Genomic DNA, 23,656 nt, shown 5'->3' with positions numbered 1-23,656 from the left:
GCTATAACTATCAAAACTAAAATAATGTAGAGGCAAGTTTTAACTTACCTCCAAAAAAATTGACCATTTTATTAAGTACAATGATGACAATATTTAGCCAGTTAGTGAAAAATAATTAAGGTTTCATATTAGCATCTATCACTTGATAAAATGCATTGCCAGTATCGTAAATTGTCCATACACCTAAAATAACCTGATAACCGGTACGATATGGTACATTACAATCAATTGAGACCTCAAATGAAGGCATTTGCCCCCCATCTGTACGGCTACAAAATGGTTGCAGCTCAAATGAGCTACGGGCTAAAGGTGCATTAGGATCCCAATTTTGTTTAGTGATGAAATACTCCCAACCTGTAGTACGATGAGGTGCAGTCAACGTTCAATGGAAGGTATTTTTACCGGGTGAAACATCAACTTTAGTCCAACGAGTAGTAGTCTGTTCATCTAACTCACCAAACCAACGATGTCCAGCACTGGCAATTTTGCCATCAGCTGTTCCACGCCGAGGAAAACCTTTACGACCTTCAACTGATTGTGGTTCAACCATAACCGCACCACAATTACCATTTTTACCTAACGAACACAGATAAGCTCGACTAGTAGGAAAATCAATATAACCATGCATAGGATTGAGGAGAGTATTTGCTCTGGCAAAGCTTATAATACTAACATTACTAATGATAACATTGATAATAATAATTTTATTTTCATTCAGTTTATTCCGTAATTAGCTAATTTTATTTATTAAAAAATAGTTAGTAGACATAATGAAAACTACCGTAAAATCATTATTTAACAACGGCAAAAACATCAATAAAAATAATATAATTAATCATATTAATATTAAACTATTCCTTGTTTTTGAGATTTTAATATCATCAATTTATATTAATAATACATTAATTAAATAAGAAGTTCATTGATAATAAAAATGGTTAATAAAAATAATAAATAATAAATATAAATAAATTATTATTTATTCATATATTATAAATAGCAGCCTAACCAGATGTTAAACTACATTAAAAATAATTAGCATGATTATATTAGCAAATTACAAGCAATAAATTTAACCCCATTAATAAGCTTAACTAGCATCATCATGATCTTTATTAACTCCAAAATGGCGGTAAGCATGATTAGTCGCAATTTGACCGCGGGGGAGTACGCTGAATAAATCCTTGTTGAATCAGGAAAGGCTCAAGAACATCCTCTATGGTTTCCCTTTCTTCACCAATTGCAGCGGCCACATTGTCTAATCCTACTGGTCCTCCCATAAATTTATCAATAATAGCGATCAATAATTTACGATCAAGGTAGTCAAAACCGGCTGAATCAACATTAAGCATATCTAATGCCTGTGAAGTAATGTCACCATCGATAATACCATCGCCTTTTACTTGGGCAAAATATCTTACTCGCCGTAATAAACGATTAGTTATCCGCGGCGTTCCCCGTGAGCGCATAGCAATTTGTCTCGCACCGGCATCAGAAATTTCTAACCCCATAAAGTGAGCACTACGTAATACAATCGTCTGTAAATCATCGACATTATAAAATTCAAGACGCTAAACGATACCAAAACGATCTCTAAGCAGGGATGTCAGTGAGCCGGCTCTGGTTGTTGCACCAACTAGAGTAAAAGGAGGTAGATCAATTTTAATTGAACGCGCAACAGCCCCTTCTCCTATCATGATATCCAGTTGATAATCTTCCATTGCCGGATAAAGGATCTCTTCTACAACCGGCGATAAACGATGTATTTCACTAATAAAGAGTACATCATGCGGTTCTAAATTGGTTAGCATTGCCGCTAAATCCCCTGCCTTTTCTAACACTGGGCCGGAGGTGGTAAGTAAATTTGCACCCAATTCATTAGCCACAATACCCGCTAATGTCGTTTTACCGAGCCCAAGTGGACTAAAAATCAGCAAGTGATCAAGTGCTTCAGCTCGTAATTTAGCTGCCTGGATAAAGATTTCCATCTATTGGCAAACCTGAGGTTGCCCGACATATTCAGTAAGGAGTTTTGGTCGAATAGCGCGATCAATCACGTCTTCATCAGGTAAATTCTCAGCAGAAACTAAACGATCAGCCTCAATCATAGGTTTGGTCCTTACTTATTATTTATAATGCAGCTCGCAGTGCTTCGCGGATCAATGCTTCACAGTTAGTAGCTCCATTAGCAACTCTGCCGATCATACGGCTCGCATCTTGTGGTTTATAGCCTAAAGAAATTAATGCCGAAACTGCCTCTGCTTCAATATCATGACTATTTTGTTTTGCCGCTGATGAGCCAGGTAAATCTATCGCACTATTATTAAATAGATCGCCATTAAGCCCTTTAAAGCGGTCTTTCATTTCAACCACCAGCCGTTCTGCGGTTTTTTTGCCAACACCTGGTAATTTTACCAAGCTAGTAATCGCTTCTTGCTCTATGGTAGAAACAAATTGATAAGCTGACATACTGGATAAAATGGCCAGCGCTAATTTAGGGCCTACCCCATTAACCTTAATTAACTCACGAAAGAATGCCCTTTCTCGCTTATCATTGAAGTCATATAGAAGCTGCACATCTTCACGCACGATAAAATGAGTCCATAAGATCACTTCCTGACCTATTTCTGGTAATTCATAAAGACAGGTCATTGGCATATGAACTTCATAACCTACACCATTTAGTTCGAGCAAAACAATAGGCGGCTGTTTTTACAAAATAGTGCCTCGCAAGCGACCAATCACATCGATTTCCTCTTTTAGGTTATTCTGCTAATGCTTATATTATAAAAAAATACTAGATTTATATCCAGTCATCAACGCAAGCGTCTTTTAGCCAATGATAGTTCTGGCTCACCTATTCGAGCCAGATTTTGATTAAAATGACAATGTGTGATCGCAATAGCTAAAGCATCAGCCGCATCAGCTTGAGGATGCGATAACAATTTCAATATGAGAAGAGCATATGCTGAACTTGTTTTTTTTCCGCCGCTCCCGTGCCAACAAAAGGTTGTTTTACTTGTCGCGCCACATATTCAAAAACTGGTAATTGATTATTAACTGCAGCTAAAATCGCCACGCCTCTTGCTTGACCTAATTTTAAAGCAGAATCGGCATTTTTTGCCATAAACACCTGTTCAATAGCAAAACTGTCCGGTCGATATTGGGTAATGATTTCAGTGACGCCTGCATAAATACGTTGTAAACGTGTTGGCAGATCGTCTGCCTGAGTACGTATACAGCCACTACCTAAATAGATCAACTGTCGACCTTGTTGACGAATAACACCATAACCGGTAATACGCGAACCAGGATCAATCCCAAGAATAATCGCCATATTCTTGACTCACTGAGTAAGTTAAACATGCAAAGAAAAAGCATACTGATAATCAGCATGCTATCTCTTAATATAAAAAGTTGATTTAATTATAGCTGAGCCGCAACTTCATCTGAAATTTCCCCATTATGATACACTTCTTGTACATCATCAGAATCTTCCAGCATGTCGATTAAACGTAAAAGTTTAGGTGCAGTGTCAGCATCTAAATTTACTCTGGTTGACGGGATCATTGTCACCTCGGCAGCTTCAGCCTTAAAACTAGCCGCATCTAAAGCATCTTTTACATCACCAAAGCTTTCCAGCATAGTATAAACATCGATGGCGCCATCATCACAAGATTCGACATCATCAGCACCCGCTTCTAATACCACTTCCATTAAATTATCTTCATCAATGCCTGGTGCATATGAGATCACGCCACGTTTAGTAAATAAATAAGCAACCGAACCATCTGTACCTAAATTACCACCGCACTTAGTAAAGGCGTGGCGGACATCAGAAACTGTACGATTACGATTATCACTTAAGCATTCAACCATAACAGCCGTACCACATGGGCCATAGCCTTCATAAATGATCGTTTCCAGATTATCATTGTCATCACTACCTACACCACGTGCGATTGCTCGATTTAACGTATCTCGCGTCATATTATTAGATAATGCCTTATTAATCGCCGCACGCAATCGTGGGTTTGATGCAGCGTCACCGCCACCTAAACGAGCCGCTGTTACCAGTTCACGAATAATTTTAGTAAAAATTTTACCCCGTTTAGCATCTTGCGCCGCTTTTCGGTGTTTGGTATTGGCCCATTTACTATGACCTGCCATGAAATATCTCCCAAAATACGTCAATAAAAATCATTTTAGAACAAATTGTTCAATCGCCTGACGGTTATTCCATGACTTGGTCAATGCTGCTGCCTGAGCAGCAGGTAACCAACGAAAAGCCAAATGTTCCTTTAATAAAAAATCCTGCTCTTGCTGTAAGGCCAAAGAAAACCAATGCTCTTTACATTGGATTGTACCCGGAGCATAACGATGACGAAATTTAAAAAAAATATCAAAATAGAGACTGTGTTGCAGATCAACTAACGTTAAATACTGATTAATAATATCATCAATACCTATCTCTTCTTTAACTTCACGCAATGCCGTCTCTCTGGGTGTTTCGTTATCCTCAAGACTACTGGTAACTGATTGCCAAAAATCAGGATCATCACGCCGCTGTAGCATCAGTACTTGACGACTCGATTGCACATAAACTACAACTAATACTGATTCCGGCCGTTTATATTGCATAGTATCTATTTAGTTTTTGGAGCAACAGTTATGGCCAATTCCGCTAATGCGGCCGGATTAGCCACACTGGGTGCATCGGTCATCAAACAAGCTGCTGCGTTTGTTTTTGGAAACGCAATCACATCGCGAATATTTTCTGTTCCCGTTAATAACATAACAAGTCTATCTAAACCAAATGCTAAACCGGCATGTGGTGGTGTTCCATATTGTAATGCCTCAAGCAAGAAACCAAATTTATCTTGCTGATCTGATTGGCTAATATTAAGAATTTCAAAAACAGCTTGTTGCATCTTATTATGGTGGATACGCGCTGAGCCGCCACCAACTTCATAACCATTAATGACCATATCGTAGGCATTAGCCACGGCCGCTAAAGGATTGACTTGTAGTTGCTCCGGTGTAAAATCTTTCGGTGCAGTAAAAGGATGATGCATAGCATTAAGCTCACCATTTTCATCTTCCTCAAACATTGGAAGATCAATAATCCATAACGGTTTCCAGCTATTATTTTGTGTGATTGCTAAATCACGCCCTACTTTCAACCGTAATGATCCCATTGCATCATTGATAACATTTTGTTTACCAGCACCAAATAACCAAATATCACCCGCTTTAGCTTGGGTACGTGCTAACAAATTATCAATCACGGATGGTGGTAAAAACTTAGCAATCGGGCTTTGAATATCTGCCTGACCTTCAGTCAGTGAATTAACTTTCATCCAAGCTAATCCTTTGGCGCCATAAATAGCAACAAATTCAGTATAACCATCAAGTTGTTTACACGTTAATGTGGCTCCGCCTGGAACACAAAGTGCAGCCACACGGCCTTTTGGATCATTGGCTGCTTCAGCAAAAACTTTAAATTCAACGGCATTGACCAAATCAGCAATATCAACCAATTCTAAAGGATTCCGTAAGTCTGGTTTATCTGAACCATAACGTTGCATGGCCTCAGCAAAAGTCATTACCGGAAAAGTGCCTAACTCAATACCTTTATTTTCCTGCCACAATTGACGGATCAAACGCTCCATCACTTCACGAACTTGCTCGGCAGTCATAAAAGAGGTTTCTACGTCGATCTGAGTAAATTCAGGCTGGCGATCAGCTCGTAAATCTTCATCACGAAAACATTTTACTATCTGATAATAGCGATCAAAGCCAGACATCATCAATAATTGTTTAAAAAGTTGTGGTGATTGCGGCAGAGCATAAAACTCACCTTTATGAACGCGGCTTGGAACAAGATAATCACGCGCACCTTCTGGTGTTGCTTTGGTCAAAATAGGCGTTTCAATATCAACAAAACCTTCTGCATCCATAAAACGACGCACAAAACTAGTAATTTTGGCTCGCTCTCTTAAGCGCGTTGCCATTTCCGGCCGCCTTAAATCAAGATAACGATATTTTAATCTTACTTCATCGGAATTTTGTTGATTGCTATCTATCGGTAATGGTTCAGAACGATTAATAATCGTCAATGCTTGTGCAACAATTTCAATCTCACCAGTCGGTATCTCTTTATTGATTTGTTCACGTTCTCTTACCATACCTGTGATCTGGATACAAAATTCATTGCGTAACTGTGACGCTTGGGTAAAAAGTTTGGCATGATTTTCCTGCACAAAAACAACTTGCACTAAACCTTCGCGATCTCTTATATCGACAAAAATTAATTTACCTAAATCACGCTGGCGGTTAACCCAGCCACAGAGAGTCACTTTTTGTCCGACGTGAGCAACACCTAATTGCCCACAATAATTTGTCCGCATACGATATCCTTTTACTCATCATACTCAACTTGCAGAGTCGATTGCACTAGCCGTTTTAGTACTATTAATTTAAACATAATCAAAAAATATCGCTATTATACAGAAATTTCTACTGGGAATTAAGTACGCCTTATCATATTGGCCAGATAACTTTTAACATATTCGCAATCTGAAAGCTTTTTATTGATTTAAATACTATATTTATGGTAACTGTTGAAGTTTTGAGATGTATCATTATTTCACTGTTTTGCCTAATAAAATTGGGGAAAAAATGGTTAGTTCTCTGTACATTGTATTTAGTGCTTTAATATTGTTTAAGTTATCTTTGGAAGTCATTAAACTCAGAACTCAGTATCAAGTTACTTACGGTGATGGTGGTTTTTGTGAATTACAAGCAGCATTACGCGTTCAGAGTAATGCAATTGAGTATATTCCTATTCTATGCTGTTATTATTGATGATGGCGATGAATGGTGCCCCCGTTTGGGCTATTCATCTTTGTGGGTTAATTTTTATCATCACTAGAATTTTTCATTACTTTGGCCTAAAACATAGAGAACGAACTTGGCGTTATTTTGGCCAAATAATGACTTATAGTTCTATGATTTTAATGATCCTGGTTAACATTTATTATTTGCCTTGGATACAAATTTTTTCGTTTGATCTTTAATGCAAGATTTATTTCATTAACATGGTCATCATTATACTCTTTGCCATGTTAATGAGTTTTAATTTATGTACTAACATAAAATCTGTTAGAATTAATCACCGTTTGCTATTTAATTAATTCACAGGTTATGTCCAGCCAAATTTTAGATAAACAGAAAGACACCTTATTTGCCACTCCTATTGCCAATTTAGGTGATTGGCAATTTGATGAAAAAGTTACCGAAGTCTTTCCTGATATGATCAAACGTTCTGTTCCTGGCTATTCAAATATTATTACTATGATTGGTATGCTTGCGACACGTTTCGTCACACACAATAGCACTATTTATGATCTCGGCTGTTCTTTAGGCGCAGCGACATTATCAATTCGTCGTAATATTGAGGCGAAAAATTGTAAAATAATTGCTATTGATAATTCAGCGGCCATGATTGAGCGTTGTCAACGAAATGTTCATGCTTATAAAGCGAATACGCCGGTTGAAATCATTAAAGGCGATATTCTGGATATCAACATACAAAATGCCTCAATGGTGGTATTAAATTTTACCCTACAATTTATTGCACCAAGCGTTCGACAACAATTAATTAACCGGATCTACCAAGGGCTAAATCCTGGCGGTGTCTTAGTGTTATCAGAAAAATTTAATTTTAGCGACGAGAAAATTGGCAATTTACTGTTTAATATGCATTATGATTTCAAGCGTGCCAATGGCTATAGTGAATTAGAGATAAGTCAAAAACGCAATATGCTAGAAAATAGCATGTTAACGGACTCAATTAGCAAACATAAATCACGTTTGTTGGCAGCAAGGTTCAATCATTGTGACTTATGGTTTCAATGTTTCAATTTCGGTTCACTACTCGCTATCAAGGAACAAGTTTGATGATAGATTTTGGCCATTTTTATCAACAAATCGCGGTAGGATCACTTAGCCATTGGTTAGAAACGTTGCCATGCCAAATTGAACAATGGAAAAAAACCACTCAACATGGGCAATTTAATTATTGGCAAAAAATAGTGCAAAATCTGCACGCTATGACACCCACTCACTTAGATCTAAAAACCGCAGTGATAGCCAAAAATGAGTTACCACTTTGTTTAAAAGATAAGCAACGGATCACTTTACTGCTAAAAAGCCTAATGCCCTGGCGTAAAGGCCCATTTTCCCTTTACGATATTAATATTGATTGCGAATGGCGTTCGGACTGGAAATGGCAACGTATACTGCCTCATCTTTCTCCATTAACAGATAAACAGGTACTTGATGTCGGCTGCGGTAATGGCTATCACATGTGGAGAATGGTTGGTGAAGGCGCAAAAAATGTCATCGGTATTGATCCTGCCCAACTATTTTTATATCAATTTGAAGCCATACGTAAATTAATTGGCAATAATCAACAAGCACATCTATTGCCTCTCGGTATCGAGCAACTACCGACGCTAGCTGCCTTTGATACTGTATTTTCAATGGGTGTACTTTATCATCGGCGTTCACCGTTATATCATCTCTATAAACTAAAAAATCAATTAGTTTCCGGTGGTGAGCTAATACTGGAAAGTTTAGTTATTGAAGGTGATGAAAACCAATGCTTAATACCTGAAGAACGTTATGCCCAAATGCGTAATGTTTATTTTATTCCCTCAGCCAAAATGCTTAAAATCTGGCTAGAAAAGTGTGGCTTTTGTGATGTGCATATTGTTGATCAAACAGTAACAACCGTACAAGAACAGCGAAAAACAGCCTGGATGGAAACCGAATCATTAGCAAATTTTCTTGACCCAAATAACATGCATTTGACAGTTGAAGGTTATCCGGCTCCTCTACGCGCAACTTTAGTTGCTAAAAAAAGGTAAACTTGACGGTATTGAATACCGTCATTACGCTAAACTTGTAATCAATCATTATTAGCAATAGCTAATAAATTTTTCATTGCTTCCACCACATCACTATCTACACAATAATGAGTAAATTCATCCATTTCCATATTGGAACTCATCGTTACCCCTGCTTTGCGGTAGTTCATGGTCGATGGCATTACTCTTCCAGCAGATGTATGCACTTCCGGTAACCCTGCATCAATAAATTTCTTCAAATTTGAACATCTTACCCCAGCACCCGCCATGATTATCGGGCCATTTAGGGTTTTAGCAGATAATGTATTTAATTCTTTCAATAACGGTAAACCACATTCCGCATTCTGCTGCTGGCCTGAAGTTAATATACGGGCAACACCAAGTTCTGTCAGCTGTACATAGGCCTGTTTTGGGCTAATGCACATATCAAATGCACGATGAAAAGTAATCGCCATATCCCCAGATAATGCTTTTAAAATACGCATACGAGGTATATCAATATGCCCCTTTCGATTCAATATGCCATATACCACACCAGGAAAACCTAACTGCCTGATAAATTTAACATCATGTTTAATAGTTTCAAACTCACTATCGCTGTAACAAAAATCCCCTCCTCTAGGACGTACAATTGGATGAACGGGGATCTTTATCGTATCTTTAGTCTGTTTTAAACAACCATAACTAGGCGTTAATCCACCTTCAGCTGGACTGGAACAAAGTTCAATACGATCTGCGCCACATTTTTCCGCAATTAGCGCACATTCAGCTCTATAGCAGCAAATTTCCAGGGTTATCATAATACTGCCACCTCTGATTAATTATTGTTATTTCTATTTTTAATTATCAATTAATAAGTATACTATTCTGCAAATAAAATACCCGTTTTTCAAACAGTAATACAAGTAATTAATTTTAATGGAAAAGGATAATATTTTTTATAAAAGATCATTAACTTTTGATAACAAATTTTCAATATATTTTTAACTTTTCATGAAGATAAATTTTAATCTGGAAAATAAAGAGACTTAACATAGCCCTTTTTTTAAATTAATATTTCTAATCAAAATTGCAATTTTTGCAGCCGTATAATTTTTAAAAGTTAGATAAATCAAAAATCCTCTATTGTCACTGAGCAAGATGATAAAAAGCGATCCCTATCTGATATTACTTTTTACAATAGAGTTATCGATCAAATAGTTGATAGTAGCATGTGAATAGCTAATTATGGTATAAAGCCAGCTATTTTTATTACGATCCTCATAGCTGTATCTGACTAAGTTGAACACGACAGCTATCTTCATCATTAAGGTAATCAGGTGAATATTCAGGCTCTTCTTTCAGAAAAAATTAGTAATGCATTAATTGCCGCAGGGGCTCCTAAAGGTAGTGAGGCACATATACGCCCTTCAACAAAAGCCCAATTCGGTGATTACCAAGCTAATGGCGTCATGTCTGCAGCTAAAAAAATCGGCATTCCTCCACGTCAATTAGCTGAAAAAATGCTGCCGCTACTAAATCTAGAAAATATTGCCAGTAAAGTTGAAATAGCGGGACCTGGTTTTATTAATATTTTTCTTGATAAGCAATGGATAGCCGAACAAATTGAACTTACCTTGCAACATGAAAAATTGGCAATTAGCGCCGTTACGCCACAAACCGTCATTATTGACTATTCCGCTCCAAATGTAGCAAAGCAGATGCATGTTGGTCATTTACGTTCTACTATCATTGGCGATGCTGTTGCTCGTACATTAGAGTTTTTAGGTCATAAAGTAATACGTGCTAACCATATCGGCGATTGGGGCACCCAATTCGGTATGCTAATTGCGTACTTGGAAAAAGTTCAACAAGAAAATGCTACCGATATGACTTTAGCTGATCTCGAGACTTTGTATCGTGAAGCTAAAAAACATTATGATGAAGATGGAAACTTTGCTGAACTTGCACGTAATTATGTGGTTAAACTACAATCTGGTGATGAATATTGTCGGAAAATGTGGCGCAAATTGGTCGATATTACCATGGCGCAAAATCAACACACCTATCATCGTTTAAATGTCACACTGACGGAAGACGATGTGATGGGTGAAAGCTTATATAATAATATGCTGCCTGATATTGTAGCTGATTTAATAGCTAAAAAGTTGGCCGTTAAAAGTGATGGCGCTATGGTTGTCTATCTGGATGAATTTAAGACTAAAGGGGGTGATGCCATGGGGGTTATCATCCAGAAAAAAGATGGTGGTTATCTTTATACGACAACAGATATTGCCTGCGCTAAATATCGTCATGAAATGTTACATGCTGATCGGGTGCTATATTATATAGATTCACGACAACATCAACATCTGATGCAAGCTTGGACTATTGTTCGTAAAGCCGGCTATATTCCCGATACAATGTCATTAGAGCATCATATGTTCGGTATGATGCTAGGTAAAGATGTTAAACCGTTTCAAACTCGAGCCGGCGGAACAATCCGGCTCGCCGATTTACTGGATGAAGCAATTGAGCGGGCCAGTGATCTTATTCGGCAAAAAAATCCAGCTATGCCAGAAAACGAGTTACAATCGATTAGTCAGGTGGTGGGTATTGGTGCAGTAAAATATGCCGATCTATCGAAAAATCGTACCACTGATTATATTTTTGACTGGGACAATATGTTAGCGTTTGAAGGTAATACCGCGCCTTATATGCAATATGCTTATACCCGTGTGGCCTCCATTTTTAAACGGGCTAATATTAATCCAACAGCACTAAGCGAGCCGGTGATTTTAGCAAATCAGTATGAACAAGCCTTAGCGACTCGTTTATTACAATTTGAGGAAACAATACTAACCGTTGCTCGCGACGGTTTACCCCATATTATGTGTGCTTATTTATATGATCTGGCAGGTTTATTTTCTAGTTTTTATGAAAATTGCCCAATTTTAGGTGCAAAAAATAACGCATCAAAAGAAAGTAGATTAAAACTGGCATTACTAACGCAAAAAACCTTAAAAATTGGTTTAGACACATTAGGGATTGAAACGGTAGAAAAAATGTAATCCCTTATTAGACTATAGGCTGCCAATAGTGCAGCCTGCTGTCCATGATGCTGGTTAAGCCAGAATGTTGTAGCGATAAAAATCAGGCAATTAAGCCAATATGATGCTCATAAAATAAAAGAAACAAAAGATACGATCATTAATAATGCAACTATCGCAGTACATAAACCATACTTAAAATCGGTATCCATAACCTCACTATTCACACTGTCTTATTCATAAATTAATTAATGAAAAATCATTAAATGTCATAATATCATACAACAATAAAAGCTATTTTCTATTATATCACCTAGCAAAGATTGATTAATACTTTTGTTTTTACTGCAAATCAGACAAAATAATCAGTTTACTGATAACTTAATTATCTATTTTTATAGATCAATAACAATAATTTTTAAACAATAGTAAAGGAATTGGGAATTGGGAATTGGGAATTGGGAATTGGGTCTTTATAATCATGGCAACAATTAAGGATGTGGCAAAGCTTGCTGGTGTCTCAACTACCACCGTATCACATGTAATTAATAATACCCGTTTTGTCGCCGAAGAAATAAAAACGATCGTTAGGGCAGCCATTAAAACACTTAATTACTCTCCCAGTGCCGTTGCTCCTCGTAGTTTGAAAGTTAATCATACTAAATCTATTGGTTTATTAGCCGCATCTAATGAAGCTCTTACTTTGCAGAAGTCATTGAATCAGTCGAAAACAACTGTTTTAGTCAAGTATATACATTGATCCTGTGCAATTCGCACAACAACCTAAATAAACAACAAGCCTATTTACAAATGTTAGCGCAAAAACGGGTTGATGGTTTACTTGTCATGTGCTCAGAATACCCCAACCAACTACTCCAGATGTTAGAGGAATACCGTAATATTCTAATGGTAGTGATGGATTGGGGACAAAGCCCATGGTGATTTTACCGATATTATCATTGATAATGCAGTTTATGGTGGCTATCTTGCCGGGCGTTATCTTATCGAACGAGGTCATCGTGATTTAGGTATTATCTCTGGACCATTAAAACGCAATACTGACAATGGCCGGCGGCAAGGTTTTCTCAATGCCATGAAGGAAGCTAACATCCAGCCACATAACAAATGGATTGTTGAGGGTGATTTTGAACCAGCTTCCGGCTACGAGGCGATGAAACAAATATTAAGTCACCAACAAAAACCAACTGCCATTTTCTGTGGCGGTGATATTATGGCTATGGGGGCTATCAACGCTGCGAATGAATTAGGAATTCGAGTGCCACAAGATATATCTATTATTGGCTACGACAATGTGCGTAATGCGCGTTTTTTTACCCCAGCATTAAATTAACTACCATTTATCAGCCCAAAGAACGTTTAGGTCAAATAGCCTTTACCATGCTACTTGATCGCATTATTAATAAACATCAAGATGCTCAAACGATTAAAATACACCCTGAGCTGATTGAACGTCGTTCAGTTGTCGATGGTCCATTTATTGACTACCGAAGATGATCCCTGGATTTAAACGCTATCAATTAGTTAACCACTCGGCATTGAGTGTCTCGCTATTACCTAAATAATCCAGTAGCCAACTCAATGTCGGGGAACGTTTTTCTTCATTCCATATGATATAACACGGACTCTCAGGTAAGGGTTGCTTAATCTGCAATGTCTTTAATTCATTTTTGCAACAAAGTTGCTCTACCCGATGTTTAGGCGCAAATCCTAAGCATAATCCATTTTTCAAGCATGCTAGACCACTTTCCCCATCTGGCACAATAAGCCTTTTTTGGTTATCTAATGCCCAAGTTTCTCGTTTTGGTAAGTAGCGAGAGGTATCTTCTAAACATAAACTGGGATAGAAACGTAATTGTTGATCACTAATTAACTCGTTTATTTGTGCTAAAGGATGATTGATACTGACAACACATGACCAGGGAATAAATCCCATTCACGGAAACTATATCTATCGCCAATCAGTGACGCACGGGTTGCACCAATTGCAATATCCACTCGACCATCGACTAATGCCTCCCCATACACCATTATAAACTTCCTGCTGAATAAAAAGTTCGATATCAGAAAAGTGGCGATAAAAATCTAATATTAATTGCAACATCCTATCCGGTTTAACTACCCGATCAATAGCAATGCTAAATTGTCCATGCCAACCATTTTCAATTTGTTGACACTGATGACGAGTTTCACGCATCGTTTTAATAATATTACGCGCATTTTTAACGAAAAATTTACCTGCGTCAGTAAGTACAAACATCACGATAACGCCTTTCAAATAAAGGAACCGATAACCACTCTTCCAGCTGTTTTACAGTATAACTGACCTCAGAGGGAACTCGATGTAACTCTATGGCAGCTGCACTAAAACTGCCCGTTCTCTCAACGGCATCAATCACTTCCAAGGAATACTCTGACCACATAGCCTTTTACCTATCAAAATATTTAATAACAATATGAATAAAAATAACCCCAATCAAGCCAATTTTGGCTTTATGCTTTATCTTGCTGGTTTAAGTATGCTCGGCTTTTTGGCCATTGATATGTACTTACCGGCTTTTAGTATAATGCAACAGCAACTCAACACCTCAGCAAATACCATCAGTGCAAGTCTTAGCCTATTTTTATGTGGCTTTGCCTTTGCGCAACTTAGTTGGGGGCCGCTTTCCGACCGTATTGGTAGAAAACCGGTTTTATTAATTGGCTTGCCTCTATTTATTATTAGTTGTTTGGCAACACTGTGGATCACTAATGGCACGCAATTGCTTATTTTGAGATTTATTCAAGGTGTTGGAGTTTGCTCAACTACTGTAATTTGGCAAGCTTTGGTCATCGATCGTTTTAGCGGCCAATATGCTAAACGGGTATTTGCTACCATTATGCTTTTAGTTGCACTGTCACCAGCATTAACTCCCCTATTAGGTGCCTGGCTTCTAACTGGTAACAACTGGCAAATGATATTTTTTGCCTTAGCTATCATTGGAATATTGCTTTTTCTGGCCACCATTTTGTTACAGGAAAAAATATTCTGAAAAAACTGACAAAACAAAATCAACCACCACATTTATCACTTTTCTATATTCTGCTATTTTTAGCGGTAATGTATTTAATTTATGCCGCCTGTAGCGCTGGTTTTTTTGCTTGGCTAACAGGATCCCCCTTTATTTTAACTCAAATGGGATATGATCCGCAGGATATAGGCATCAGTTATGTACCACAAACTATCGCTTTTATGTTCGGTGACTATGGTGGGCGTTATTTAATAGCCAAAATAAAAAACCAAATCTTGCTACCAATTATTCTTATCGGTTATGGAATAAGTGTATTTGTCATTTTTATCCTTGTTATCTATTCACAACCTAATTTATTTGCTCTATTACTGCCTTTCTGTTGTATGGCGGCGATGAACGGAGCTTGTTATCCTATTTTGGTATCAAATGCATTAAGTGTCTTTCCTCAAGACAGTGGTAAAGCCGCCGCTTTACAAAATACTCTCCAGCTTGGTTTATGTTTTGCCGCAAGTTTAGCAGTATATAGCCTCATTACCAACTCTCTATTAGCAACAAGCAGTGTTATGGTTGCCACTATTGTTCCTCTGTTAATAGGTTATTGTCAGCAAAAAAGAAAAGCTTCAATCAATACCAGGCCGGGAGCCTTCGAACAGTAAGAAAAATTTTTAAACAAACCCGTGTGAAAATCTCTGACTTCAACTGACAGCGTATATTCTAGTCATAGGTAAAATTTCATTCATTAATCAAATGGGAAAGTCCGACTTTCCCATTTCGAAAAGGATTGGTCGACTTAAAATTACAATATCATCCATCTTAATGTATAAAACAAAATATTGAGTTGTTATTTTAAACTGAGATAAAATCAATAGCGGTAGGAATTTTCCTCCAACTCAATAGGAAAGAAGTTGAGGTGGATAAAGGCCCAAATCCGAACAGAATAATCAAATCATCAGGAAAAAGATCTGAACTCGTATTCAATTCTATCAGTGCGAAAAAATTTTGCGCCAGCCCCAAACTGCCATATTTATCAAATAGGGTTAAAATTTTATTTTCACTTACCTGAAGGACTTTTGCTGCTACCTCAGTGACCCAAGAGGTTGGATCATAAATGTAAAAATATCGAATATCACTAATATCTTTACCAACATCTCGACATATTTGATTGCAGCTATTAAAAATTGTTTTAGGCAGTTTAGAAAATATAATCTGCCAGATTCGTTTGTATATTCGACATGATTATCAATAAATATTAATGGATCATATCATAGGTTTGAATTGTCTTACTATGGACAAGGAAAATACCTGAGTCGTAACCAAGTATAGCGCAGGCAGCACCATCGCTTAGTAAAGAACTTACTGGGTCTTCAACAGAAAACCAATGAGCATAATTACAGGCAGCGAGTACTGCTACTTGCCTACGCTTTGCATTAGAAAACTAGCTCCAACCTAACTCAAGTGTAGTCATTCCAGCAGACGTGCCCAAATTGACAAGAATAACCGGACAAACAATATTTAACTGCCGAACAATAGCAATAACTTCTTCATACAGGATGTTGCCAGGCCAAACCAGATTAATAATAATACAATCGAGCTGATTGATATTCATATTCACCTGTTCTGGAGCTTTAGATAAGCAATTTACCATTAATTTAGTCACCGCTCCCTTCTCATCCATTCGCCATAAACTACGTTTATCAGGTAAATAATCGTCATTTGTTGAAAATATTGTCTTTTTATTATTTTCTCTCAATATGTTTTGCTGCTGATTTGGCAATGCACCAGCACAGGAAAATTAACGAAACATTATTTATCATTTATAAATCCTTTAATCGTTTCAATCCTATCTTTAAGCGGCGGAACTGCATTTTTATCAATTCTGACATCAATTACTGCTGGGTTTCTATTTTTGATCGCCTCAACAATAGCATCCTCTTATTGTTGAGAACTATTAGCCTGATAGCCATCTGCCCCTAAAGCACGAGCAAACAAGGCAAAATCAGTTACTGGTATATTGCAATCGAGTGGGTCGCTATTTAACATTTCCAGCCCTTGACGGCACATATTATAGCTGCTGTCATTCATCATCAACGAAATAGCAGAAAGATGATAGCGCACTGCTGTACTGACTTCATTTGCCATTAACATAGCACCATCACCAATAATCCCAATTGCACACTCTTTAAAACCAGCTACAATACCAACTAATCCACAAGCATAATGCCTTATAGCCCCAAATGCAGTTCCTAAGCCGATAAGCCCAGATTGAGAAAATTTCAGGTAGTGACTTGCCCAAAAAAATGAGTTTCCAGCCTCAGCAGCTATGTAGCAGTTATTCTTATTAATTGCGACACGCTGAATGATATCCATAACCGCTAATGGATGGATAACTTTATCAGAATAATTATTATCTTTAATAATATAATCAACAAATTCAACCATCAGCGCTGAATATTGAACAGCTGGTTTATGAATCACCTTATTCTGAAGTGCACTGAGCAAAGTTTCAGTAAAACATTGAATGTCACTTTTAAAAACAATCGCATTAGAAGGAAGGTTATTTCTTATTTTATCTGCCTCCAGACCAACATAAAATAAATCTATATTGCTAAAATTTTTTTGTAAATAAAATGCGCTCAGTTCGCTAAGACGACTCCCCATAATTACGACAACATAGCGAGAGCGCTCACCAGTTATCTGCCTAACTATTTCTTTGCTAATAGAACCTATCCCTGTTGTTCCTATGGAGGCCAGGCTATATTCAGAAATAATACCTTTACCTCTCGGCGTTGTTATAACAGCAGAGTTAGTCAGTTCAATAATTTTTTAGATATTGCTCCCTGCATACCTGGCTCCAAAGCCTAGCCAGAATAAAGATTTTTTTGCTAATAAAAGTTCTATAAACATAGAAAAATCTGTAGAAGAAACTATGTTAGTAAGATTAGCTGTGGTTGGAAAATCAGCTAATATGCGTTTTTTTATTTGTTAATGTTTGTACTACATTAGTTAAAAAAACACCGATAACAAAATGTTTATTTGACGCAACTAGTTTCTGGATATCCTCTCTGGCTTGTAAATATTCATTTTTAATAACAAATACTTTATCTAAATATCCTTGCCCATCATCCTGCACAAGGGTATTCACATTTAACACTGTTGTTTCCTGCGTCCCCATAATCCATCATGATATTCTGTGGTAACAGCTGAGATAAATATCACTCTGGCTCCATCAAGCTTTGCCGTTTTTAACACTGTCAATGCATTACTTATTCCCGGGCCTGCTGTCGCAAAAGATATAGATATTTTACTATGACAAAGACTATATTCTGAAGCGCAAAACACACTGCCCACCTCGGTTCGGCAGTGCATAACATTTATTTTTTTGATCTAGTAAGTTCTCGCCATATCGGCACTATAAAACCACCAGATATCCTAAATGCTAAATCAACACCTAAAAACTCGATAAACTCTATCAAATCACGGGCAATTGTTATCTTCATTGTAACCTCTAATAATTTGAATAGATTAAAATGTTCACGCTAGAATTCAAAATTACGATAAAACCACACCACTTTGATATCCGTTGCTGGATGCCTTCACGTTACCTTTTTGAATTCTTGTTTTTCTATTAGTCACACTATTGTCATTAGCGTTGCTTATGGTTTTCTATCTCAATGATAAATTCTATTGTTTTTTTTTTGCATTAGCTTGCTGAATGAGGGAATTTACAATCACTATCAATTGGTTATGGAGAAAATGAAATAGTAGTCATTTGATAATTTCATTTAATAGCTCTGTCATATTTCTTCTATAAAGACGCTTTTGAATGAGCAATAGCCTGAGCCAGGCAAGGAAAAATAAAACAATTAGCCAACTTGTCTTGGCGACCCATTTTGAGTGAAGCAATTTAATGTTTATAGAAGAGCTTATTTGCAGATATCACTTAGTTACAGATAAGTAAATTAGACATAGGAAACCACTTTTGACATTAACACTTTTCTAATAAGAAGAAATCTTGGTCAATTATTTATCAAATCCTGTTTCTTCTTTTAGCTATTACTTAACCTAATTGAAATAGCGTGACGACTATTTAAAACACGCTCTATGATTATATTTTTTGTGCCATCACTCGCTCAACGGTATCAACTACCGCTTGGGTATGGGCATCAATTTCAATATTAACCTTTTCTCTAAGACGCTTTTCTGCAATTGTGGTGCGCGCAATGGTTTCAGGGATCAGATGGACACAAAAACGATTATTGACCACATCTCCTACTGTTAAGCTAATTCCATCAACGCCGATAAAGCCCTTATGCAAAATATATTTCATTAATTGTTTATCATGCACATAAAACCAAATTTGGAGATTATTTTCAGCTTTAAAAATTTTGGCTACTTCGCCAGTAGTAATGATGTGACCGGACATAACATGGCCACCAATTTCATCACCATATTTTGCTGATCTTTCTAAATTAATCATATCGCCTAATTTTAAACTGCATAAGTTTGTCAGTCGCAAAGTCTCCTTCATTAAATCAAAACTCACCTTATCGCTATCAATATGGGTAACAGTTAAACAGCATCCATTATTAGCAACAGAAGCACCTGTTTTTAAATCTGCGAGTAATTCAGTGGGAAATTGGACAGTATAAGTACGAACATTAACGCTATCTTCCACCGCAACTAGTATTCCTTTTCCTTTCACAATGCCTGTATACATATATTGAGTTCCCAATTTTAATAAAAGATTAAAACTCATTCTACGCTAGTTATGCTAAATAAGCACTCTAGAAACAATAAATATGGCAGCTTTCTATCTATTTATAGCTATAACTTCACCAAATCGATACAATAAACAAATTTTTAAGGGTTCAATTCTTTTCGTTTTCTATTCATTTCCAATAAGGTATATGGTGGGTGAATAAATATTTTAAAGAGGCACACAGCCTATTAGCATTAGGTATTCCAATTATTCTTGCTAAATTCTCACAAACCGCAATGGGTTTTGTCGATACAGTAATGACAGCCAAAGTTAGTGAAGTAGATATGTCAGCCGTTGCGGTAGGAACGTCTATCTGGTTACCTGCTATTTTGTTTGGCCACGGCTTATTAATAGCTTTAACACCAGTGGTGGCGTAATTAAATGGTTCAGGCCGACGTCAAGTTATCGGCAATCATATACAACAAGGCTTATGGTTAGCTTTCTTTTTATCATTTTTGGTCATGGCTGTTATTTATAATGCTCACCATATTATAAATAATATGCCTAATATTGATCCTGAACTGGCAAATAAAGCGGTACGGTTTCTACGTGCTATTATGTGGGGAGCACCAGGTTATCTTTTTTATCAAGTTTTACGTAGTCAGTGCGATGGGTTATCTAAAACAAAACCCGGCATGTTTATTGGTTTCCTTGGTTTATTTATTAACATACCTATCAACTATATTTTTATCTATGGCCATTTTGGGGCACAGGCTCTTGGTGGCGTCGGTTGTGGTATAGCCACTGCCTCGGTATATTGGGCTATGTTTCTTTTTATGCGCCGGTATATACGCCATACTCCTTCACAACGTGACATCCGTGCTAATAAACAGTTTGCATTACCTGACTTCTCTTTATTAAAACGCCTGTTCGCGTTAGGTTTACCTATTGGTCTAGCCTATTTCTTCGAAGTGACTCTGTTTGCTATTGTCGCCTTATTGGTCGCGTCATTAGGCATTATCGCCGTCGCAGGACACCAGGCAGCATTAAATTTTAGTTCGTTAATGTTTATGTTTCCTATTTCTCTTGGTATCGCAACAACGATCCGGGTCGGTTATAATTTAGGCAGCGCTTCAACGGAAAAAGCAAAAATATCCACCTATGCCAGTATTATGATAGGTTTAACGGTAGCTTGCTGCACCGCAATTGTGACAGTGTCACTTAGAGAGCAGATCGCATTAATGTATAATCGCAATCCGGAAGTCATCCTATTTGCTTCACAATTGATGTTATTCGCTGCTATCTATCAGATTTCCGATGCTATTCAAGTCATTGGCGCTGGTATATTACGCGGTTATAAAGATACCTGTTCAATTTTCTTTATCACTTTCATTGCTTACTAGCTGCTCGGCCTCCCAACAGGTTATCTACTTGGTTTAACTGACTTTATCGTGCCGCATCTGGGACCAAAAGGTTTTTGGATCGGTTTTATTATTGGCTTAACGGCATCAGCTATCATGATACTTTCTCGCATATTATAGCTTCAACGTCAGCCAAACGAATTTGTATTACGGCATTCCACTCGATAGCTATGTTGTCAAACGGGGTATAAGGTATAAAAAATGAAAAATTGCGCTTTTATGCTAAATAGCATTAAATACGAGCAGTTAGACATAAAATTGTATTTTTTCCCTTGCCAGAATGGCAACTGCCCGTTAATATTCGTTTCCACATTATCGCCATAGCAATTTTTATTGCGTCCGTAGCTCAGTTGGTTAGAGCACCACCTTGACATGGTGGGGGTCGGTGGTTCGAGTCCACTCGGACGCACCAATTCTATTTATTCCCAATACCATTTTCAAATTGTAAAGTCAATCAGCTTGCTTCGATTGGTAATGAAAAAGCGCGTTTACGCTTTTTCATTCAACAAGTGATCACTTACCAGATTTATTTGTCTAAATAGCCCGCTGTGAAAAATCTCGCAAACGAAAACCAAAAATAAATAACGCAGCAAAGTAACTCATTGCACCGGCAAAAACCACCAATAACAACCGCATGATTCGCATCAGCATATTTCCCTGCTCCCATGGCGGCATAAAATTTAATACCAGCAACAATACCGCTACCATAACAATTAAAGCGGCGATTAACTTGACCAAAAATTTTCCCCAACCAGCTAAGGGGGAAAAAATTGCCTGGCGACGTAACTGCCAATACAGCATCAAAGCATTAAAGCATGCTGCTAAGCCAATTGATAACGCCAATCCAGCATGTTTTAGCGAACCAATAAAGGCAAGGTTCATTAATTGTGTCAAAATTAAGGTAATAATCGCGATTTTAACCGGTGTTTTAATATCTTGTCTCGAATAGAACCCTGGTGATAATACCTTAACGACAATTAACCCCATTAAGCCGACACAGTAAGCAATTAATGCCCGTTGAGTCATTACTGCATCGTAGGCGGTAAAATTGCCATACTGAAAAAGCGACACTGTCAACGGTTCGGCTAAAATAGTCAGTGCAATCGCACATGGTAGCGCTAATAAAAAGCAAAGCCGTAAACCCCAGTCCATTAGGCGCTGATATTCTTTATGATCACCGGTTGAAAAACTCTTCGCCAGCGAAGGTAATAAAATAGTACCAAGTGCCACCCCTAACACACCGGTAGGGAGCTCCATCAATCGGTCAGCATAATACATCCACGAGACAGAGCCTGATTGTAAAAATGAGGCAAAAATAGTATTAATAATTAATGAAATCTGGCTTACAGAAACCCCAATAATCGCCGGCCCCATTAACTTCAATACTCGCCACACACCACTATTACGAAAAGAGATACGCGGTAAAACTAACATGCCAATTTTTTGTAAATAAGGTAATTGATACAGCAACTGTAAAATACCACCGGCAAAAACTCCCCACGCTAACGCTATAATAGGTGGTTCACAATATGGCGCCAACAACAGTACTGACATAATCATACTGATATTAAGTAAAGTAGGCGCAAAAGCAGGAACAGAAAAACGGTTCCAAGTATTTAAAATAGCACCAACCAACGATACTAAAGAGATCAATAAAATATAAGGAAAAGTGATTCTCAATAAACAAACGGTTAAATCAAATTTATTCGGTGTATCAGTAAAACCGGGGGCCGTAATATAAATAATCCATGGCGCCGCTAATATTCCTGACAATGTAACAATAGCCAAAATTAATGTTAATAAACCGGAAACATACGCAATAAAAGTGCGAGTAGCCTCGTCACCTTGCTGATTTTTATATTCTGCTAAGATAGGGACAAATGCTTGGGAAAATGCGCCTTCGGCAAAAATGCGGCGCAAAAGATTCGGTAATAGAAAAGCAACAAAAAAAGCGTCTATCGCCGCTCCAGCACCAAAAAAACGCGCGATAATCGCATCACGAATAAATCCTAAGATGCGGGAAAACATAGTCATAGAGCTTATCGCTGCTAACGATTTTAGTAAATTCATGCAATATCTTTATTAATGATGGCCATAATAGATTGATAAAGTGTATCAGCGGTCTGTGAGCATGACCATGAATTAGAATAACTATTTTTACCAAAGCAAAGCGATGTAGCTCAGATTTTCCAATGATATTTTAATTATCCGTTAGACAAAGTTAGTCTGGTAAATTATGTTTTCGGGTTTTGAGATTAATTCTCTTCGAAACATGTATTTATCATCCGATTGGCGCGTTGTATCGGATATATTCCAGTATTGAAGGGTCTGTGATTTACTAATGCTTAAAATATCACAAATTAGCATTATCATATTATTAAAATCATTTTTATTACCGACAAAGACATCAGGAAATTTTTTTAGAATTTCATTGATTTTATTAAACTCCATTTCTAATGCATTTGCGTTAAAAAACATTTACTTATAAGATGGTTCAATAATTTCAGCTTGATCTTACTTAAAACAAAAAAGTGTTCTTTTGTTG

17 protein-coding genes, 1 tRNA gene and 8 pseudogenes are annotated in these 23,656 nt (G+C 37.3%); 8 read left to right on the top strand and 18 right to left on the bottom strand.

Going from position 1 to position 23,656, the window contains the following annotated elements:
* Positions 1-115 precede the first annotated feature (115 nt).
* From ARADI_RS02595 to aspS, 8 genes and pseudogenes are all read right to left on the bottom strand, one after another.
* Positions 116-628 (bottom strand): annotated as a pseudogene (locus ARADI_RS02595) (lytic polysaccharide monooxygenase).
* Between the two features lie 462 nt (positions 629-1,090).
* Positions 1,091-2,108, bottom strand: a pseudogene (ruvB, locus tag ARADI_RS02590) (Holliday junction branch migration DNA helicase RuvB).
* 22 nt (positions 2,109-2,130) lie between these two features.
* The gene (gene ruvA / locus ARADI_RS02585; RefSeq protein WP_238149232.1) at positions 2,131-2,700 is read right to left on the bottom strand and encodes a Holliday junction branch migration protein RuvA; all 570 of its coding nucleotides are present in this window, start codon (positions 2,698-2,700) and stop codon (positions 2,131-2,133) included.
* Between the two features lie 116 nt (positions 2,701-2,816).
* Positions 2,817-2,945: a hypothetical protein gene (locus tag ARADI_RS20545; protein WP_369406983.1), complete on the bottom strand. Its 129-nt coding sequence runs from the start codon at positions 2,943-2,945 to the stop codon at positions 2,817-2,819.
* Positions 2,946-2,948: 3 nt separating this feature from the next.
* Positions 2,949-3,337 (bottom strand): annotated as a pseudogene (gene ruvC, locus ARADI_RS02580) (crossover junction endodeoxyribonuclease RuvC); the annotation flags it as partial.
* An 89-nt stretch (positions 3,338-3,426) separates the two neighbouring features.
* Complete coding sequence (locus ARADI_RS02575; protein WP_119711033.1) at positions 3,427-4,170, bottom strand: YebC/PmpR family DNA-binding transcriptional regulator; 744 nt, start codon at positions 4,168-4,170, stop codon at positions 3,427-3,429.
* A 30-nt stretch (positions 4,171-4,200) separates the two neighbouring features.
* Entirely contained in the window at positions 4,201-4,641 is a 441-nt protein-coding gene (gene nudB, locus ARADI_RS02570) for a dihydroneopterin triphosphate diphosphatase (RefSeq protein ID WP_119711032.1), read from the bottom strand.
* Between the two features lie 5 nt (positions 4,642-4,646).
* Positions 4,647-6,410, bottom strand: a complete 1,764-nt coding sequence (gene aspS, locus ARADI_RS02565) for an aspartate--tRNA ligase (RefSeq protein WP_119711031.1) — start codon at positions 6,408-6,410, stop codon at positions 4,647-4,649.
* 271 nt (positions 6,411-6,681) lie between these two features.
* On the opposite strand from aspS, the pseudogene ARADI_RS02560 reads away from it, so the two are divergent.
* The 3 genes and pseudogenes from ARADI_RS02560 to cmoB all read left to right on the top strand — a co-directional run bounded on the left by ARADI_RS02560 (position 6,682) and on the right by cmoB (position 8,933).
* Positions 6,682-7,079 (top strand): annotated as a pseudogene (locus ARADI_RS02560) (MAPEG family protein).
* A gap of 127 nt (positions 7,080-7,206) precedes the next feature.
* Complete coding sequence (gene cmoA / locus ARADI_RS02555) at positions 7,207-7,962, top strand: carboxy-S-adenosyl-L-methionine synthase CmoA (RefSeq protein WP_119711030.1); 756 nt, start codon at positions 7,207-7,209, stop codon at positions 7,960-7,962.
* On the top strand, positions 7,962-8,933 hold the full coding sequence (gene cmoB, locus ARADI_RS02550; protein WP_119711029.1) for a tRNA 5-methoxyuridine(34)/uridine 5-oxyacetic acid(34) synthase CmoB: 972 nt from the start codon (positions 7,962-7,964) through the stop codon (positions 8,931-8,933). The genes cmoA and cmoB overlap by 1 nt, the downstream gene beginning before the upstream one ends.
* Before the next feature lie 41 nt (positions 8,934-8,974).
* Here the strand turns inward: cmoB and cutC are convergent, their stop codons facing one another.
* Positions 8,975-9,733, bottom strand: a complete 759-nt coding sequence (cutC, locus tag ARADI_RS02545; RefSeq protein WP_119711028.1) for a copper homeostasis protein CutC — start codon at positions 9,731-9,733, stop codon at positions 8,975-8,977.
* 519 nt (positions 9,734-10,252) lie between these two features.
* On the opposite strand from cutC, the gene argS reads away from it, so the two are divergent.
* Positions 10,253-11,983 carry an arginine--tRNA ligase gene (gene argS, locus ARADI_RS02540; RefSeq protein ID WP_119711027.1) on the top strand — a complete coding sequence of 577 codons (1,731 nt, stop codon included), beginning with the start codon at positions 10,253-10,255 and terminating at the stop codon, positions 11,981-11,983.
* Positions 11,984-12,090: 107 nt separating this feature from the next.
* Here the strand turns inward: argS and cydH are convergent, their stop codons facing one another.
* Entirely contained in the window at positions 12,091-12,174 is an 84-nt protein-coding gene (gene cydH, locus ARADI_RS22080) for a cytochrome bd-I oxidase subunit CydH (RefSeq protein WP_488656434.1), read from the bottom strand.
* 269 nt (positions 12,175-12,443) lie between these two features.
* Between cydH and purR the strand changes: the two are divergent.
* Positions 12,444-13,477 (top strand): annotated as a pseudogene (gene purR, locus ARADI_RS02535) (HTH-type transcriptional repressor PurR).
* 19 nt (positions 13,478-13,496) lie between these two features.
* On the opposite strand, the pseudogene punR reads toward purR, so the two are convergent.
* Positions 13,497-14,403, bottom strand: a pseudogene (gene punR, locus ARADI_RS02530) (DNA-binding transcriptional activator PunR).
* Positions 14,404-14,436: 33 nt separating this feature from the next.
* On the opposite strand from punR, the pseudogene punC reads away from it, so the two are divergent.
* Positions 14,437-15,647: pseudogene (gene punC / locus ARADI_RS02525) on the top strand (purine nucleoside transporter PunC).
* A gap of 190 nt (positions 15,648-15,837) precedes the next feature.
* On the opposite strand, the gene ARADI_RS20540 reads toward punC, so the two are convergent.
* The 6 genes from ARADI_RS20540 to ARADI_RS02495 form a co-directional block, all read right to left on the bottom strand.
* Complete coding sequence (locus tag ARADI_RS20540; protein ID WP_369406973.1) at positions 15,838-16,125, bottom strand: 3-oxoacyl-[acyl-carrier-protein] synthase III C-terminal domain-containing protein; 288 nt, start codon at positions 16,123-16,125, stop codon at positions 15,838-15,840.
* 301 nt (positions 16,126-16,426) lie between these two features.
* Positions 16,427-16,765, bottom strand: coding sequence for a hypothetical protein (locus ARADI_RS02515; protein ID WP_119711025.1), 339 nt, complete (start codon positions 16,763-16,765; stop codon positions 16,427-16,429).
* A 158-nt stretch (positions 16,766-16,923) separates the two neighbouring features.
* The gene (locus tag ARADI_RS02510; protein WP_119711024.1) at positions 16,924-17,649 is read right to left on the bottom strand and encodes a thiamine pyrophosphate-dependent enzyme; all 726 of its coding nucleotides are present in this window, start codon (positions 17,647-17,649) and stop codon (positions 16,924-16,926) included.
* Positions 17,650-17,947: 298 nt separating this feature from the next.
* Entirely contained in the window at positions 17,948-18,142 is a 195-nt protein-coding gene (locus ARADI_RS02505; protein WP_119711023.1) for a hypothetical protein, read from the bottom strand.
* Positions 18,136-18,357, bottom strand: coding sequence for a thiamine pyrophosphate-binding protein (locus ARADI_RS02500; RefSeq protein WP_119711022.1), 222 nt, complete (start codon positions 18,355-18,357; stop codon positions 18,136-18,138). Before ARADI_RS02500 ends, ARADI_RS02505 begins: the two co-directional genes overlap by 7 nt.
* Positions 18,358-19,096: 739 nt before the next feature.
* Positions 19,097-19,708 carry a riboflavin synthase subunit alpha gene (locus ARADI_RS02495; RefSeq protein ID WP_119711611.1) on the bottom strand — a complete coding sequence of 204 codons (612 nt, stop codon included), beginning with the start codon at positions 19,706-19,708 and terminating at the stop codon, positions 19,097-19,099.
* Positions 19,709-19,905: 197 nt separating this feature from the next.
* On the opposite strand from ARADI_RS02495, the pseudogene ARADI_RS02490 reads away from it, so the two are divergent.
* Both ARADI_RS02490 and ARADI_RS02485 read left to right on the top strand, forming a co-directional pair.
* Positions 19,906-21,231, top strand: a pseudogene (locus ARADI_RS02490) (MATE family efflux transporter).
* A 215-nt stretch (positions 21,232-21,446) separates the two neighbouring features.
* A tRNA-Val gene (locus tag ARADI_RS02485) sits at positions 21,447-21,523 on the top strand.
* A 122-nt stretch (positions 21,524-21,645) separates the two neighbouring features.
* Here the strand turns inward: ARADI_RS02485 and murJ are convergent.
* A complete protein-coding gene (gene murJ / locus ARADI_RS02480; protein ID WP_119711021.1) occupies positions 21,646-23,181 on the bottom strand; it encodes a murein biosynthesis integral membrane protein MurJ in 1,536 nt (511 codons plus the stop codon).
* Between the last annotated feature and the right edge of the window lie 475 nt (positions 23,182-23,656).

The sequence above is a fragment of the Arsenophonus endosymbiont of Aleurodicus floccissimus genome (assembly GCF_900343025.1).
In the GTDB taxonomy this organism is placed as follows: Bacteria; Pseudomonadota; Gammaproteobacteria; order Enterobacterales; family Enterobacteriaceae; genus Arsenophonus.
The sequence above is the reverse complement of the archived record's forward strand: the minus strand, read 5'-3'. Positions and strand labels throughout refer to the sequence as shown.

What these genes read in the sequence shown, in the direction of transcription:
- ARADI_RS02575 (WP_119711033.1), bottom strand. Translation starts at nt 4,170, where the DNA reads ATGGCAGGTCATAGTAAATGGGCCAATACCAAACACCGAAAAGCGGCG.
- nudB (WP_119711032.1), bottom strand. Translation starts at nt 4,641, where the DNA reads ATGCAATATAAACGGCCGGAATCAGTATTAGTTGTAGTTTATGTGCAA.
- aspS (WP_119711031.1), bottom strand. Translation starts at nt 6,410, where the DNA reads ATGCGGACAAATTATTGTGGGCAATTAGGTGTTGCTCACGTCGGACAA.
- cmoA (WP_119711030.1), top strand. Translation starts at nt 7,207, where the DNA reads ATGTCCAGCCAAATTTTAGATAAACAGAAAGACACCTTATTTGCCACT.
- cmoB (WP_119711029.1), top strand. Translation starts at nt 7,962, where the DNA reads ATGATAGATTTTGGCCATTTTTATCAACAAATCGCGGTAGGATCACTT.
- cutC (WP_119711028.1), bottom strand. Translation starts at nt 9,733, where the DNA reads ATGATAACCCTGGAAATTTGCTGCTATAGAGCTGAATGTGCGCTAATT.
- cydH (WP_488656434.1), bottom strand. Translation starts at nt 12,174, where the DNA reads ATGGATACCGATTTTAAGTATGGTTTATGTACTGCGATAGTTGCATTA.
- ARADI_RS02510 (WP_119711024.1), bottom strand. Translation starts at nt 17,649, where the DNA reads ATGGGGAGTCGTCTTAGCGAACTGAGCGCATTTTATTTACAAAAAAAT.
- ARADI_RS02500 (WP_119711022.1), bottom strand. Translation starts at nt 18,357, where the DNA reads ATGCACTGCCGAACCGAGGTGGGCAGTGTGTTTTGCGCTTCAGAATAT.
- ARADI_RS02495 (WP_119711611.1), bottom strand. Translation starts at nt 19,708, where the DNA reads ATGTATACAGGCATTGTGAAAGGAAAAGGAATACTAGTTGCGGTGGAA.
- murJ (WP_119711021.1), bottom strand. Translation starts at nt 23,181, where the DNA reads ATGAATTTACTAAAATCGTTAGCAGCGATAAGCTCTATGACTATGTTT.